Here is a 13748-nt window from a genome sequence, read left to right on the forward strand (position 1 = left end):
GGTGAACTCCGGGGTTCGGTCGACGGGAACGGCATCGATATCCGGTGGATCATGCCCGACGGCTTCTTCGAGATCCCGTTGGATGCCGAGGATCTGGACGCGACCGCCGAACAGTTGATGGAACTCGCGCGCAGCGCGATGCCGGAGGCGGACTTCGACGTGCAACTGCAGTGGGCCGTCATGTGTGCCGCTCACTACGACTCCTTCGTGGAAGCCGGAGTTCAGTACGCGGGCTTCGTTCTGACCGAGGTGGAGGGCGCTCGGTGCACGGCCACGGTGACAGTGAGCATGATCGACCTCGACGCTCAGGCAGGGCCCAACCCTGTTGGATTCATGGGTTCTTCGCTGCGCCACCTCGGCATCGGGCAGGTCAGTGAGATCGAGCTGCCCTGCGGCCCGGCTGTCTGCTGCATCGGAGACCGGAAGGGAAGCCTGGACGGCAGTCTCACGGCGTCGGGCCAGGACGAGACGGTCCGGACCTCCTTCATCCAGGTCCAGGTACCGCTGACGAACGGGACTGCTGTGGTGCTCGAGATGGGGACCCCCACGCCCGATGGGTGGGACGTGTTTTCGTCCATGTTCGCCGGTGTCGTGAAGAGCTTGCGCCTGTTCGACACGGAGGGCGATCCGGTTGTGATGCCAGGATGACGACCGGACCGGACGTATCGGCTCCTCCCAAGGACTACCGACTGCTCGTTCCTCGTGACTGGTTCAGAGTCGATCTGGGCCAGGACCGCTGGCGTAGACAACTGAAGACGTTCGTGGACCTTCAGGCAGAGGGCAAGAACGTACCGGCGGAGGCCAAACAGGAGGCCTGGGCCGGCCTGCGCAACACCGCTGAGTCCGCGGTGGCGGGCGGCGCCCTGGAGTTCTTCCTGCGGCCGGAGCTGGACGACGGCAGCATCATGCCCGTATCGCTCATCGTGTCGCTGCTTCCCCGTCCCGGCTCTCCGTCGCCCAAGGATCTCCTGGCCTCGTTCGAGGAGGTGGAGCACCGGAACGGGCGCGGTGCCGAGGTCTCGATCGTCTCTCTCCCGGCCGGTGAAACCGTCCGGATCCGCACGCGGACCACCCTGGACCTGTACGTCCATATGCCGGGAACAGCGGGATATCTGGTCCTCGGGTTCGTCGTACCCCTGACCGGCGTCGTCGGTCCCATGGAGCGCCTGTGCACCTCGATCGCGGGATCACTGCGCTGGATCAGGTGATCCACGTCTGCGGTGGTCTCGGCGGATCGGGCGGGGAACCGCGGGTTATCGGGAACTGATGAGGGCGGTCCCGATGACGCGGTCTGTATGGTCCCTTTGCTCTCCATTGGTTGCTTGTTCGAAAACCCGTGCAAGAGGGTGAAGGGTGGCCGCCGCGAGGTGGGTGAGCCGGACGGGGCGGTCGCGGTGGTTGTCGGGCAGCGGGTGCACGGGGGTGGCAATGGCGGATCACATCGCGGTGTCCACGACGGAACTGCGGGACATCAGCCGCTCCGTCGCGAAGCTGAAGACGCACTTCGAGCACGCCAAGGATCTGGTCGACTCCTACGATGCCGAGATCGGCTCGGGTGAGGTGGCCGGGGCGCTCGACGCCTTCGCGGACGACTGGAAGAAGAAGCGCAAGGTGCTCTGCGACGGTCTGGAGTTCCTCGGCAGGACGGCCGAGGAGGCCGCCAAGGCGTACGACGGCCTCGACCAGCATCTCGCGGACGCGCTGCTCAAGTCCCAGGACGGCAAGGACGGCAAGGGCGGCAGCGGCAAGTGAGCGACGACTTCTCCGGCGTCGACTGGCAGACCGCCCGCTACGACGACAAGGAACTCACCCCGGGTGACCCCTACGAGGTCGCTCGGCTCGGCAAGCGCATCGCCGATACCGCCGCCCTGATCCAGGAGCAGGCCACCAAGCTGCACAACCTGGTCGACGGCAATGGCTGGGACTCCGACGCGGGCCGTGAGTTCCAGAAGAAGACCGGCGAAACGGTCGGACTCCTCACCAAGTCGCACCAGCGCTACGCGGCCGCCGCCGAAGCCTTGGGCTCCCAGGTGGGTGCCACCCCCGGCGACGAGCACCGGCACACGGACTGGGCCACCGCGCTCGACCACGCGCAGAACCTCGTACGGGCCGCTCTGATCAAGGCGAAGGCCGCTGATGCGGACCGCAGCCACTGCCAGAAGCAGATGGATCAGCATCCGGGTCCCGACGACCACCCGGACAAGCAGAGGCTGGACAAGCAGAAAGAGTGCGCCGATACGGACCTGGAGGACGCCAAGAAGGACCTCCGGCGGGCGCTGTCGTACCGGGACACCCAGGCCGGGTACGCCAAGTCGGCCATCCATGACGCCGTGGAGCACGACGGGCTGAAGGATCCCCAACATCACTGGTGGGACAACTGGAAGGACTGGGTCGCGGACATCGGGCACTGGGCCGGAGTCGCCGCGGCCGTCCTCGGTGTGCTGGCCCTGGTCCTGAGCTGGGTGCCGGTGCTCGGCGAAGTGCTCGCCGCCCTGGCGCTGATCGCCTCGGTCGTGGCCCTGGTCTGCGACACGATCTCCGCCCTCGACGGCAAGGGCACCTGGCTGGACGTCGCCATCGACGCGATCGGCGTACTGTCCTTCGGCGCCGGACGCCTGCTCGGCACCACGGCCAAGGAGGCGGCCGTCGCCGCGCGCGGGGCCTCTGCGCTCAAGGACGTGGGCCTGGCGCGGGAGGTGGGGTTGAACCCCGCGGCGGCCCGGGGACTCGCCGAAGCCCTCAACGGGGTCAAGCCGGGCCAGATCGGCAAGGCGCTGGCCGAGGGGCCGGCCGAACTCCTGCCGCGTATGCGGTCGGTGGTCAAGGAGTCGCTGGACGTCAAGGTGTACGTGGACGACATCCGGGTGGCCGCCGGTCAACTGCCCGGCGAGGAGAGCCTTCTCGCGGAGGGCGCACCCAAGCTGGCGCTGATCTCCGGGTCTTCGTTCAAGACCATGGCGCGATTCGGCAAGGCCCTCTACATCGGCAGTCAGACCCTGCCGCTGACGCTCGGCTGGTCCAACCTGGCACCGGTCGGCGCGGGGGAGTCGAAGGTCACAGGCCCGAACATCCTGAGCGGACTGAAGGAGATTTCCGGGATCGGTGCCGGTGGCATCCCGTTCTACAACTGGACGTGGCATGCAGGTGGTTGAGTCGGGCGGAGAGGGCAACTCCAGAGACAGGGATGACGCGGTCCGCTCCGCGGAACAGAGGGCGACGTGGTGAACGAGGAAGAGGAGTCCGTCGACGACCTGTTCGCGCGGCTGCCCGAGGACGGGCGCCGGGCGCTGGAACAGGTCGGCATGGGGCTGCCGGAACTGCGCCGCATGGCCGCCCGTGACGGCGGCATGCGGCAAGTACGCGGCGTGCTCTCCGAGTTCACGGTCAAGTCCAGCCCGCGTCGGCCCGGTGACGACGAGGGTCCGGAGGAGCGGGCCGCCGTACGGCCGTGGGCGCTGCTGTTCGTGGCGGCGGTCGCCGGGGTGGTTCTGACCGAACTCTCCACCCTCGTCCTCCACGAGACCGCGTTGCTGGTGGGAGCGGTCTGGGGACTCGCCGTCCTGTTCGCGGCCTTCAGGACCCGTGAGTCGCGCGGAGGACTCGTCCTGCGGTGGATCACGGTGGCGGCGTACGCCGTCCTGGTGATCGCCGGCTCCTTCGGCACCCAGCAGTGGTACTTGAGTCTCCGCGGGGTGGAGCAGCCGGTGACGATCGCCGAGCCGCTCCATCAGTGGACCCACGGGACCCGGGAGACGTACTGCCGGGTCCGGCTGCGGGACGGTTCCGTTCGCCGCGTGCTCGGCAACAGGGAGAACTGTGCCGACCGGGTCGGTCTGAAGGACACGGCCGTCGTCGATCCGATGGGGCGCTACCGGCCCTTCCTCGGCACGAAGGCCGAGATCGGGGGCACGGCGGGCGGACTCGCCGCCCTCGGCGCGACCGCCGTTCTGATCCTGGCTCCGGCGAGCGCCGTGGCCCTGGGGCGGGGGCCGCGGATCAAGCGCCGACGTGGGGAGCGGACGGGTGGGCGAGTGGCATGAGCGCGGTATCGGAGAACGGCACGGCCTCGACGGGGACCTCACCCCTGCCTTGCCGCCTCCGGCTACCGTCCGGCCCCCCCCAGGGCTGAGAACGGCTTCCCTAGCCGGAGACGCCGCGAGACCTGCGGGATGTCCCATCGACGGACCTTCAACCGGTTGTCGACTCGACGGCCGCTGCGCCTCAGTCCTGAGGCTCGACGAACGAGACCGTCTGGAGGATCGCCGCGACCATGTCGCAGAACTCGCCCCAGTACTCGGTCGATGCCGTGTAGAGCGTGAAGATCGCCGTGTACGGACCTGTCGAGAAGGGAACGTGGACCTGGATCTGGCCGGTGAGGAGCTTGGTCTCCTCCCCGGTCGCCGTGACCTCGGGCTGGAGAGTGATCTCGCGCAGCGTCACGCAGGAGACCGCCGGACCGCAGGGCAGATCCAGCCAACGGGCTTCGTTCAGCGCATCCGTGGAGAGAATCGCGAGCGTGCCGTGCGCGGCGATCTCCGGATCTGTCTGATCGGTCTCCAGGGCGGCCACGGTGAAGGCGCACTGGGCGACACCGCTCCCCTCGGTGGAGAAGAGTCCCATGGCGGAGTATGAAACGCCTTCGTCCGCCATGTATTCGGCGATCGCGGCGTAGTAAGGGGCTGCGGGGGTCCAGAGCGACTCGTCGCCCCGCGAGTAAAGCTCTCGAACGAATGCGTGAGCGAGGGTGCTGCGCTCCTCGGCGGTGGGTGCCATGGGGAGCGCGAAGAGACCGTCGGGAACGGTGAACCAGAGTGGCGGGATGCCGGACCCGTCGTCGGAGGGCGCGGGCGGGACAGTTTCAGTGGGCGTGGTCATGGGAGCCGCTCCGCTCAGAGGTCGCCGGGTTCGAAGTTCACGTGCTCACCGTCCGGTCCCATGAGTCTGAGCCGTGGATCACTGCCTTCGCGTGGGTCGGGAACTGATGCGGAGGTCACTTCGATCGCGAAGTTCCCGCTGGGCCGCCGGGTCACCACGGTGCGGAATGACGGGCGTTCCGCCGCGAAGGTGGCCACAGTGCCTTTCTGGCCGGCAGTCAGCGCTTCGGGTGCGACAAGCTCGGAGGCGTAGGCGAGATGGCGCACCACCTCCCAGTGGTCGCTGGCCTCCGGCGGGGCGACTCGGAACCATGACCCGTCCGTAAAAGTGATCACTGCCTCCACGCCCACCTTGGTGAACGTTCGGCGTTCGACATGCGCGATGCTGTCCCGGTCCGTCTGCCACAGCACTTCATCCTGGTTGGGGTCGTCGTCGGGGAAGCCGATGACGAGCACGCGGCGGTCTGTGACAACGATGTGCGTGCGGTACCGCTCAGGGCACCGGCTCGGATCTAGCTGCCACGGGAGCGTGCGCGCGAGAGTGCCCGGGCCCGCCCACATGACAGGGAAGTCGGCGACCTCGTTCCCGTGATCATGTGAGCGACCGGTACCTCTGGGGCTGCTGCCGACACTCCCAGCCGCCGACAGCGCCTCCACCGCGGCCAGAACGGTGAGAGCAGCAGCACGAACCCCGAAACTGCCGACAGCCCGGGCGCGCCGTTCCGACTTCGAACGGATCGTGAAGACCGGGCCTTCGGGCCATCCGGCGAGGTCGTGCTGGATGTCGTTGCGTTCTGTGTCCCGGAACCAGCGCATTCCAGCGACCGCATTGGCCGTGCCCGTGGCGAAGCAGCCCGGGCTTCGTGCCAGACAGGTCTCGCCAGGAGAGGGTTGCCAACTAGCCATCCGAAAAGGTGCCTTCAGTGAGAGGTGGCTGCTTCATGGAAGCGATCGCCGGGATTGACTGCTTCTCCGATGTGCTGCGTGATGGTGGTGATCTTCGGGCCGATCTTGCCGGCGGCATCGATCGCGATGCCCAGGGGTTTCTCGGGGTCGAAGGAGAACTTACCGCCGCTGATGAGCTTCAGTCCCTTCGTCCCGACCCACTGGCCCTGGTGGTAGCCCGCCTCGGCGAGTCCCGCGAGCCGGTTCATGGTTCCGGACTCGGAGCTGATGAGGCCGATCTCCTCGAAGGAACCGCCCAGAACGACTCGCTTGCCCAGCAAGCTGAGCCCACCCTCCACCTTCGTCGCCAGATCTCCTGTGGCGAAGAGGTTGCGTGCTCCTGCCGCCAGTTCCGTGCCCCGCATTCCCTTGCCGAACATTGCCGCCCGGTCCACGGCCGTAGCGGCCTTCGCTACCTTGACGCCCTTGCCGAAAAGGCCGATGCCGGGAAGGAGACCGAGCGCGTCCGTACCCATCTGCATCCAACTGACGTCAGCTCCAGCCGCTTTGGCTATGGAGTGCGTCAAGAGAGCGAGTCCGCTCGTGAGGAGAGCGGCGGCACCGAAGATGGCACCCAGAGGCTCGAAGGGGATGGTGATGATGGCGAGCAGGCCCAAGACCGCCGTCAGATCGCTCAGCAGGTCGCCGATGAAGGCGATCAGATCGGCGTGGTCCTTGATCCACTGACCTGTATCGTCCCAGGCGTTTGCGATCCCGCTTCCCAGTGTGTCCCAGAAACCCGGTTCGTTCGGAGCGATGTCCGCCGCATTGTCGAGATCCTTGCCGATCAGCCCGGCGGCCCGCTTGTAGCGGTCTTCGAGGTCGTGGACTCTGTTGGTGACCTCGTCCACTGCGCCGGAGGCTTTGCCGAGCTCCGTGCTGCCTTTGCCCTCGGCCCGCTGTTCGGCCTTCTCCCTGGCTTCGAGCTTCTCGCCCGCGGACTTCTCGAGCCGATCCGCCTCCTCCTGGAACGCCTCGAGTTCTCCGGCCCATCGATGCAAGGCGTGCGACGCCTTGTCGAAGGAGTCATGACCCTTGCGGACGAGGGGGGTGACGTCCTTGCCGACGTACTCGGTGAAGGCCAGAGCTGTCTTGCCCTTCCATGCCCCGAATTCGATTTGCTCCAGCTCGGACAGCGCGGTGCCCAACTCGGCTGCCAAGCCTCCGAGTTTCTTGGCGAGCTCCCGGGTGTCCTCCACGTTTCCCGGAGTGGGATCCCAGCCTATGTGGGGAAAGGCGGGGCGCTTGCCGGTCACCTCACGTTCCCTGCTTCTTGGGAGCCTTGAGCGATTCGGCGAGATCCAGGTCGAGTTTGCCGAAGGAGTCGCCGATCTTGTTGATCATCTTGACCGCGCCGGCGGTGTGCTTGCCGAGTTGCTTGATGCCGTAGCCCCAGTCGTCGGCGAAGTCCTGTACATCCTCGACGAGTTTGCTCTCGCCGACTGCCGATGCGTCCGCGCCCCGCAGGGTGCGGCGGGTCGTCTCCATACGGTCGCTGATGCTGGTGAAGGTCTTTTTGAGGTCCTCGAAGATGGTGTCTTCGAGGCGGAGGTCACTCATGTTGGATCCCGGGTCGTCGGTGGTGTGTTGGGTTGTCGGCCCTGGGTCAGTTGCTCCGGTTGACGGACTGGATCTCCTGGACGGTGATGTCCTGGGTTGCTCCGAAGGTGCCGTCGGGGAGTCCCGTCGGCCTTGGGTTGCCCGTGCCGGTCCAGGTGATCTGCCAGGTGACCGTTGCCTTCAGGGTGAAGGTGCCGTCGCCCGAGGACCGCAGGTACTTGAGTCCGCAGGGCGGGGTCCGGCCGGACTTGCCAGTGGAGTACGGCTCGCCGATCGAGCCGTCGTCGTTGATCGCGCACTCGCCGGAGGCCGGGAAGGTCTCCGCGTCCATCGTGCCCGGTTCCAGCTTGAGTGCCACTGGCTTGGCTGTTGTGGTGGCCCGGACGTTCAGGCCCCCTACGTCGATCTGCGCGGTCACATCGACGGGCTTGAACGTGGCCTTGTCTAGCCAGGCCCACGTACGCAGGTTCACCTTGGTGATGTTCTCGGGCGCCAGGGTGACTGCTGTCTTCGGCAACTGCAGCCTGTTGTAGGCCAGTTCGGCGAGCACTTTCGGGGTGATCGCGTTGGGGACGTCAGGGGTGTCCCCGTTCGTGGCCCAGAAGGGCAATTCGCTGCACAGTTGCGCCGCGGGTTCCATCCAGCGGTCTGGATCCTGGACGGCTACCCACCAGGCGCCCTCGTCGGCCTTGTCGAGGTTGTAGTCCTTGTACTTGCCGTCCTTGTACATCGCCCGGAACTGCCCCACGGCCGTCTTCGCGTAGCTGTGCTGTCCGGGGTAGTTCACGGTTTCGGTGAACATGTCTTCGACGTACTTCTGGAAGTCCTTGGCCGTACGCGGCTCGTACCAGCAGGCGGGAGGGCTCCAGTTCCCGACGGGAGTGACGTTGCCTTTGCTGCTGCCTCCGCCCTCGGAACTACCGCTGTAGCGGACCATGGAGACGATGCCCGTCCCGGACTGTCCGCCGCGCGACTCCGTCCTCCCACCATTCGACTGGCCTCCAGGGCCCCACCCGGCCATCGCTGTACCGGGCACCAGCGCGCAGACACCGGCTATGGCACCCACGACCAGCCACCTGTTGCGCTGCCTTTTCACGGCGTGCATGCCTTGTTCCCCCGGTCCGAAACGAGCTTGGTGGTTTGCCAGATCCCCTTGGCGTTCTTCTCCAGGCGAGTGCTGTAGAGCACGTACGAGTCGTTGTTCGCGGGCGTCCTGTCGATCTTTCGCGTCTTGCGGTTCTTGTTGAACGCCTTGCTCTCGTCGGAGCAGTAGGACAGTCCCGCCGACTGCTTGTCGAACACGTCGAGTTTGGGCGAGTAGTAGCGGACCGCGCCGGTGAACGTCGAGCCGGAGTCGACGATGGTCTTCACCCAGTCCCGGCTGCCCGGGAGGGCCGAGCCGGCCTGATAGAAGGCGAGGGCTTCGGACTTGGGCTCGCCTTTGACGACGGCATAGGTGACTGCCGTCTGGGCGCGCCCGGCGTCCGCCAGGATGGCGTCCTTGGTCGCGTCACCGGTCGTCCAGCCCTGGAACGTCTCTTTGATGTCGCCCGGCAGCGTCAGGTCGGGACGCGTGATGTCGTCCGACGCGCTCGCGCTCGGCGAAGCCGACGTCGTGTCGCCGGTGTCCGCCCCCGCGATCTTGTCGTTCCCCTTCGAGCTGTCACCCCCGCCGCCGCAGGCCGTGAGCAGCAGGGCTGTTGTCGCGGCGAACGCGGCAGCAACGGGCAAAGAGCGGCGCTTCACAGTGGACTCCCCGTGAGACATCGGTTGAGCGAGGTCGGTCAAGGGCAATGACGGTATCCGTGGGGCTCTTGGTTTCGCCAGGAGGGACCTACCTGGAAATGTGGATGTTCTGGGAGGAAAGCGAAGAGAAGAATCCCCCCTCTTGCTCCGGGTGAGCCGCCGGCAGCCCCAACGGGACCATCCCCGCAGCTCGTTCGCGGCGAGCGAGGCGTGGACCGCGGACGACCCCCGTACGGACCAAACCTGTGCGCATTAACGCCAGCTACGTCACAGCTCTTGAACGTCGCTTTGTCGAGCCTGGCCCAGGTCGGGAGGTTGACCTTGGTGATGTTCTGGGGGCGAGGGTGACTTTGGTGTCGGGGAGCTGAATCGCGTTGTAGGCGGCTTCGGCGAGGATCTTCGGCGTGACGGCGTGACGGCGTGACGGCCTGGGGGACGCCGGGATCGTCGTTGTTCGCGACCCGGAAAGGTAGTTCACCGCATTCCATGCTCGCGGGATCGTCGAGGCGGTCGGGATTCTGGACGGCGACCCACCAGTTCCCCTCGTCGGCCTTGTCCCCGTTGTAGTCCTTGTACTTGCCGTCCTTGTAGATGGCCCGGAACTGGCCGACCGCGGTTTTCGCATAGTTGGCCTGGCCGGGGGTGTTGATTGTCTCCTCGTACATCGTCTCGACGTACTTCTTGAACTCGGCGACAGAGCGGGGCTCGTACCAACAGGCCCGCGGGGCCCGGTTGCCCACGGGCTGAACGGTGCCGTTCTTGCTGCCCCGGGGGCGAACGGAGCCGGAGTACGTCACCTTCGAGAGAAGGGTTCCGGCGTCGGAGTGGCCGCTCTGTTTGGTTTCGCCCTGAGTGCCCGCGCTCGGGGGTCAGTCGGCTGAGGCGGTTCCCGGCGCCAGCGCGATCGCCTCCGCGGCAGCGCCGATCGCGAGAAATCGCCTGCAGGTGGCTACGGCGTGCACGACTTGTGGCCCCTCTGCGACGTGAGTTTCGTCGTCTGCCAGACGCCCTGCTTGTCCTTCTCGAGTCGCGTTGCGTAGAGGACGTACGACTTGTCGGTCACGCCTGTCTTGAGGATCTTGCTCGACTTCCGGTCCTTCGCGAACGCCTTGGACTGGTCCTCGCAGTACACGACGCCCGCCGAGGCGGAGTCGAAGACATCGACCTTCGCGTTGTAGTAGCGGTTGACGCCGGTGATCGAGTAACCGTCCTTCACGATGGACGTGACCCAGTCCCGAGCATCGGCCAGGGCGGTGCCGCTGTAGTAGAAGCCGAGGGCGGGCAGGCCGGCGTTGCCTTCAGTGATGGCGTAGTTGGTCGTATCGACCCTCCGCTCGACGTCGGCGAGGACCGCGTCCTTGGCGGCGTCGCCGGTCTGCCAGCTCTCGAACCTGTCGCTCAGATCCTTCGGGAGGGTGATCCTGGGGCGATCGGTCGCGCCTGTCGCACTCGGCGAAGCCGATGTCTTCGTGTCGTCGGAGCCGGCCCCCGTGATCTTGTCGTTCCCCTTCGAGCTGTCACTCCCGCCGCCGCAGGCCGTGAGCAGCAGGGCTGTTGTCGCGGCGAACGCGGCAGCAACGGGCAAAGAGCGGCGCTTCACAGTGGACTCCCCGTGAGACATCGGTTGATCGAAGGCAGGCAAAGTAATGACGGTCTCCGTGGAGCTCTTGGTCGGGCAGGAGGGAGGTCCCGGGAACGTGGGTGTTCTGCGGATTGATGGAGTCGGTCGCCGGGTTCGGCGGACTGGCCGCTGTGGAGGCCGATGCTGATCTTTCGGCCACCGGGCGGCGGGTGCCTCGGGCCGATGCTGTCATCGGTTGACGGACTGGATCTCCTGGACGGTGATGTCCTGGGTCGTCCCGAAGGTCCCGTCGGGAAGGTCGCCACCGGCTCCTCCGGTGCCGGTCCAGCTGACGGCCCAGGTGATGGTCGCCCGGAGTTCGTACGTCCCGTCGCCCGACGAGCGCAGGTACTTGATTCCGCAGGGCGGGATCTGGCCGGCCTTGCCCTTGGTGTACGGCGCGCCGATCGAGTCGTCGTCGTTCAGCTGGCACTCGCCCGAGGCCGGATAGGTCTCGGCGTCGCTCGTACCCGGCTCCAGCTTGAGCGAGACGGGCTTCGCGGTGGTCGTCGCCGAGATGTCGAGCCCGGCGACGTCGAGCGCCGCCGTGACGGCCACTTCCTTGAACGTCGCCTTGTCGAGCCAGGCCCAGGTCGGGAGATTGACCTTGGTGATGTCCTGGGGGGCGAGGGTGATCTCGGTCTCGGGAACCTTGATCCGGCTGTAGGCGAGTTGGGCCAGGATCTCCGGCGTCACAGCGTTCTTCACCTTCGGGGTCTCGCCGTTCTTCGCCCAGAAGGTGGCCGTGTCGCAGGCGAAGGCGGCGGGATCGCCGGATTCCTCGCGGGTTTTGTCACGGACCGCGTCCCACCACATGCCCTTGCCCGTCTCGGACTTGTTGAAGTCCTCGTAGGGCTGCCCGTTCTTGTAGTGCTCCTTGGCCAGGTTGTACGCCTCGCCTACACCACTGGCGTTCGGGATGTCCCAGTCCTTCTGGAACTCCTTGGCGAATTCGTCCGGCGTCCACTTGGGCTCGTACCAGCAGGCAGGCGGAAACCAGTCGCCGACGGGAGTGAACCCGCCGGAACGGGTGTCCTTGGAACCACCGGTTGAGCCGCTGTAGACGATGCGTGATTCGAGGGTCTTGCCGCCGTCCTTCTGGTTGTCTCCCTCGACATCGAACTGGGACCCCCCAGGGCCCTTGGCGAAGGCGGTGGTGGGCACCGACAGCACACAGGTGATCGCGAGCACTCCGACGGTTGCCGCGACCCGGGTCCTGGTCACTGCACGCATGACTTGCTCCCTCGCACGGACGTACCGTTGGAGGTCTGCCACACGCCCTGACCGTTCTTCTCCAGGCGGGTGTTGTACAGCACGTAGGCGTCGTTCCCGGCGGGTGTCCTGTCGACCTTCTTGGTCTTCCGGTCCTTGTTGTACGCCTTGCTCTCGTCCGCGCAGTACGAGACGCCGGCGGACTTGCTGTCGAAGATCTCGACCTTCGGGCGGTAGTAGCGCGTGGTGCCGGTGTACGTGATTCCGGTGTCCAACCACTTCTGTACCCACTGCACCGACGAGGTCAGAGCCTTGCCCTTGTAATAGAAGGTGAGGCCGGGAGTGTCCGAGGTGCCCTTCATGATGGCGTCGTTCGTAGCCGTCTGTGCGCGGCCGGCATCCGCGAGGACGGCGTCCTTGGTCGCGTCCCCCGTCTTCCAGCTCTCGAACTCGTCCTTCACGTCGCTCGGCAGGCTGATGTCAGGCCGGCCGGCACTGTCCGGGGGACTCGTGCTGGGGGAAGCGGTCGAGCCGGTCGAGCCCCTGTCCGCCCCCGCGATCTTGTCGTTCCCCTTCGAGCTGTCACCCCCGCCGCCGCAGGCCGTGAGCAGCAGGGCTGTTGTCGCGGCGAACGCGGCAGCAACGGGCAAAGAGCGGCGCTTCACAGTGGACTCCCCGTGAGACATCGGTTGAGCGAGGTCGGTCAAGGGCAATGACGGTATCCGTGGGGCTCTTGGTTTCGCCAGGAGGGACCTCCCTGGAAATGTGGATGTTCTGGGAGGAAGACGGATCAAAGTAGATCCTTCTCTGTTCCGATCTGTTCCGAGCGTGCCGCCGATCACATCAACGGGCCGTTCCTCCCCGGCTGTTCGCCGCGCGGTGGGCGACGTCCGCAGGCGACTTCCGTACGGGCCACGCCTGTGCGTCTTCGCGCGAGTTACGTCACAGGCGCACCGCGGACCCCGTACAACCGCTCCTTGCGTCCCCGCCGCACCGCGGACCCCGTGCAACCGCTCCTTGCGTCCCCGCCGCACCCCACCTCGTAGGCTGACCCGAGTCGAACAGACCGAACAAGTCGAACCAGTTCGCGCAGGCGGACGGACGACGAACCCCGGGGGACACGTCATGGCCCGCTACATCGAAACGCTCACCGTCGAGCGCGGCGGATTTCGCATCAAGGTGCCGGAGTCGTGGTGGGAGTTCGACGTGCGGCCGGAGTCGCGGGACGACTCGATCCGGCGGATGGTGAGCGAACGGATCGAGCGGCACCCGGAGTTGGCCCAGTACCGCGACACCTACACCGGCTTTCTGCGCAAGGCCGCGGCCGACGCCTGGAAGTCCGGTGCCCTGTACTGCGGCTGTATGGCGGAGTCCTTCGGCGGTGACGTCCCGATCACCGGCTCGGTCACCGTCTCGATCGTCGGCGGGCGTTCGAGGAGCGGCGCGCCCCTCTCCACCGACCCGCAGGCCATCGCGGGCCAACTCGCCGTGCGGGAGGCGAAGAAGGAGGGCGACGCCTGGCGCAAGGTGACCACCGTCGAGATACCCGGGGTCGGTCCCGCCGCGCGGACGTACGGCATCGAGGACATCGTCGTCCCCGACGACAGCCTCCAGCGCACGATCCGCGCGGTGCTCATGCAGACCTTCATCCCTGTGCCCGGTCAGGAGGGCAAGGTCGCCCTGGTCGCCGGCAGCAGCCAGGTCCTCGACCTCGCCGACTCCTTCTTCGACATCTTCGACGCCGTCACCTCGACGTTCCGGTTCGCGGCCGAGTAGGCCACTGCGTCCTC

General features: G+C 66.6%; 15 protein-coding genes. 6 read left to right on the forward strand and 9 right to left on the reverse strand.

What is annotated here, in order from left to right; genetic code table 11:
* The first annotated feature begins 51 nt into the window (after positions 1-51).
* The 5 genes from ACIQRL_RS34055 (at position 52) to ACIQRL_RS34075 (ending at position 4040) form a co-directional block, all read left to right on the forward strand.
* Positions 52-648, forward strand: a complete 597-nt coding sequence (locus ACIQRL_RS34055; RefSeq protein ID WP_401338827.1) for a hypothetical protein — start codon at positions 52-54, stop codon at positions 646-648.
* The gene (locus ACIQRL_RS34060) at positions 645-1208 is read left to right on the forward strand and encodes a hypothetical protein (protein WP_401338829.1); all 564 of its coding nucleotides are present in this window, start codon (positions 645-647) and stop codon (positions 1206-1208) included. The genes ACIQRL_RS34055 and ACIQRL_RS34060 overlap by 4 nt, the downstream gene beginning before the upstream one ends.
* Before the next feature lie 220 nt (positions 1209-1428).
* The gene (locus ACIQRL_RS34065; protein ID WP_401338830.1) at positions 1429-1752 is read left to right on the forward strand and encodes a hypothetical protein; all 324 of its coding nucleotides are present in this window, start codon (positions 1429-1431) and stop codon (positions 1750-1752) included.
* Positions 1749-3152 carry a hypothetical protein gene (locus tag ACIQRL_RS34070; RefSeq protein ID WP_401338832.1) on the forward strand — a complete coding sequence of 468 codons (1404 nt, stop codon included), beginning with the start codon at positions 1749-1751 and terminating at the stop codon, positions 3150-3152. The genes ACIQRL_RS34065 and ACIQRL_RS34070 overlap by 4 nt, the downstream gene beginning before the upstream one ends.
* A 66-nt stretch (positions 3153-3218) precedes the next feature.
* The gene (locus ACIQRL_RS34075) at positions 3219-4040 is read left to right on the forward strand and encodes a hypothetical protein (protein ID WP_401338833.1); all 822 of its coding nucleotides are present in this window, start codon (positions 3219-3221) and stop codon (positions 4038-4040) included.
* A gap of 181 nt (positions 4041-4221) precedes the next feature.
* On the opposite strand, the gene ACIQRL_RS34080 is transcribed toward ACIQRL_RS34075, so the two are convergent.
* From ACIQRL_RS34080 to ACIQRL_RS34120, 9 genes are all read right to left on the reverse strand, one after another.
* The gene (locus ACIQRL_RS34080; protein WP_401338835.1) at positions 4222-4875 is read right to left on the reverse strand and encodes a hypothetical protein; all 654 of its coding nucleotides are present in this window, start codon (positions 4873-4875) and stop codon (positions 4222-4224) included.
* A gap of 14 nt (positions 4876-4889) precedes the next feature.
* Positions 4890-5330, reverse strand: coding sequence for a hypothetical protein (locus tag ACIQRL_RS34085; protein ID WP_401338836.1), 441 nt, complete (start codon positions 5328-5330; stop codon positions 4890-4892).
* Between the two features lie 464 nt (positions 5331-5794).
* Entirely contained in the window at positions 5795-7075 is a 1281-nt protein-coding gene (locus ACIQRL_RS34090; protein WP_401338838.1) for an enoyl-CoA hydratase/isomerase family protein, read from the reverse strand.
* Between the two features lies 1 nt (position 7076).
* Positions 7077-7379, reverse strand: coding sequence for a hypothetical protein (locus ACIQRL_RS34095; protein WP_401338840.1), 303 nt, complete (start codon positions 7377-7379; stop codon positions 7077-7079).
* Between the two features lie 46 nt (positions 7380-7425).
* Positions 7426-8484 carry a hypothetical protein gene (locus ACIQRL_RS34100; protein ID WP_401338841.1) on the reverse strand — a complete coding sequence of 353 codons (1059 nt, stop codon included), beginning with the start codon at positions 8482-8484 and terminating at the stop codon, positions 7426-7428.
* The gene (locus ACIQRL_RS34105) at positions 8472-9125 is read right to left on the reverse strand and encodes a hypothetical protein (RefSeq protein ID WP_401338843.1); all 654 of its coding nucleotides are present in this window, start codon (positions 9123-9125) and stop codon (positions 8472-8474) included. Before ACIQRL_RS34105 ends, ACIQRL_RS34100 begins: the two co-directional genes overlap by 13 nt.
* Before the next feature lie 949 nt (positions 9126-10074).
* Complete coding sequence (locus ACIQRL_RS34110) at positions 10075-10725, reverse strand: hypothetical protein (RefSeq protein WP_401338845.1); 651 nt, start codon at positions 10723-10725, stop codon at positions 10075-10077.
* 210 nt (positions 10726-10935) lie between these two features.
* A complete protein-coding gene (locus ACIQRL_RS34115; RefSeq protein WP_401338848.1) occupies positions 10936-11979 on the reverse strand; it encodes a hypothetical protein in 1044 nt (347 codons plus the stop codon).
* Entirely contained in the window at positions 11967-12623 is a 657-nt protein-coding gene (locus tag ACIQRL_RS34120; RefSeq protein WP_401338851.1) for a hypothetical protein, read from the reverse strand. The genes ACIQRL_RS34115 and ACIQRL_RS34120 overlap by 13 nt, the downstream gene beginning before the upstream one ends.
* Positions 12624-13083: 460 nt before the next feature.
* Here ACIQRL_RS34120 and ACIQRL_RS34125 point away from each other — a divergent pair, with 460 nt between their 5' ends.
* Positions 13084-13734 (forward strand): hypothetical protein, encoded by a 651-nt coding sequence (locus tag ACIQRL_RS34125; protein WP_401338853.1) that lies wholly within the window; start codon positions 13084-13086, stop codon positions 13732-13734.
* Positions 13735-13748 lie beyond the last annotated feature (14 nt).

Origin of the sequence: Streptomyces sp. NPDC091209, from assembly GCF_044757755.1 — a bacterium.
GTDB lineage: Bacteria > Actinomycetota > Actinomycetes > Streptomycetales > Streptomycetaceae > Streptomyces.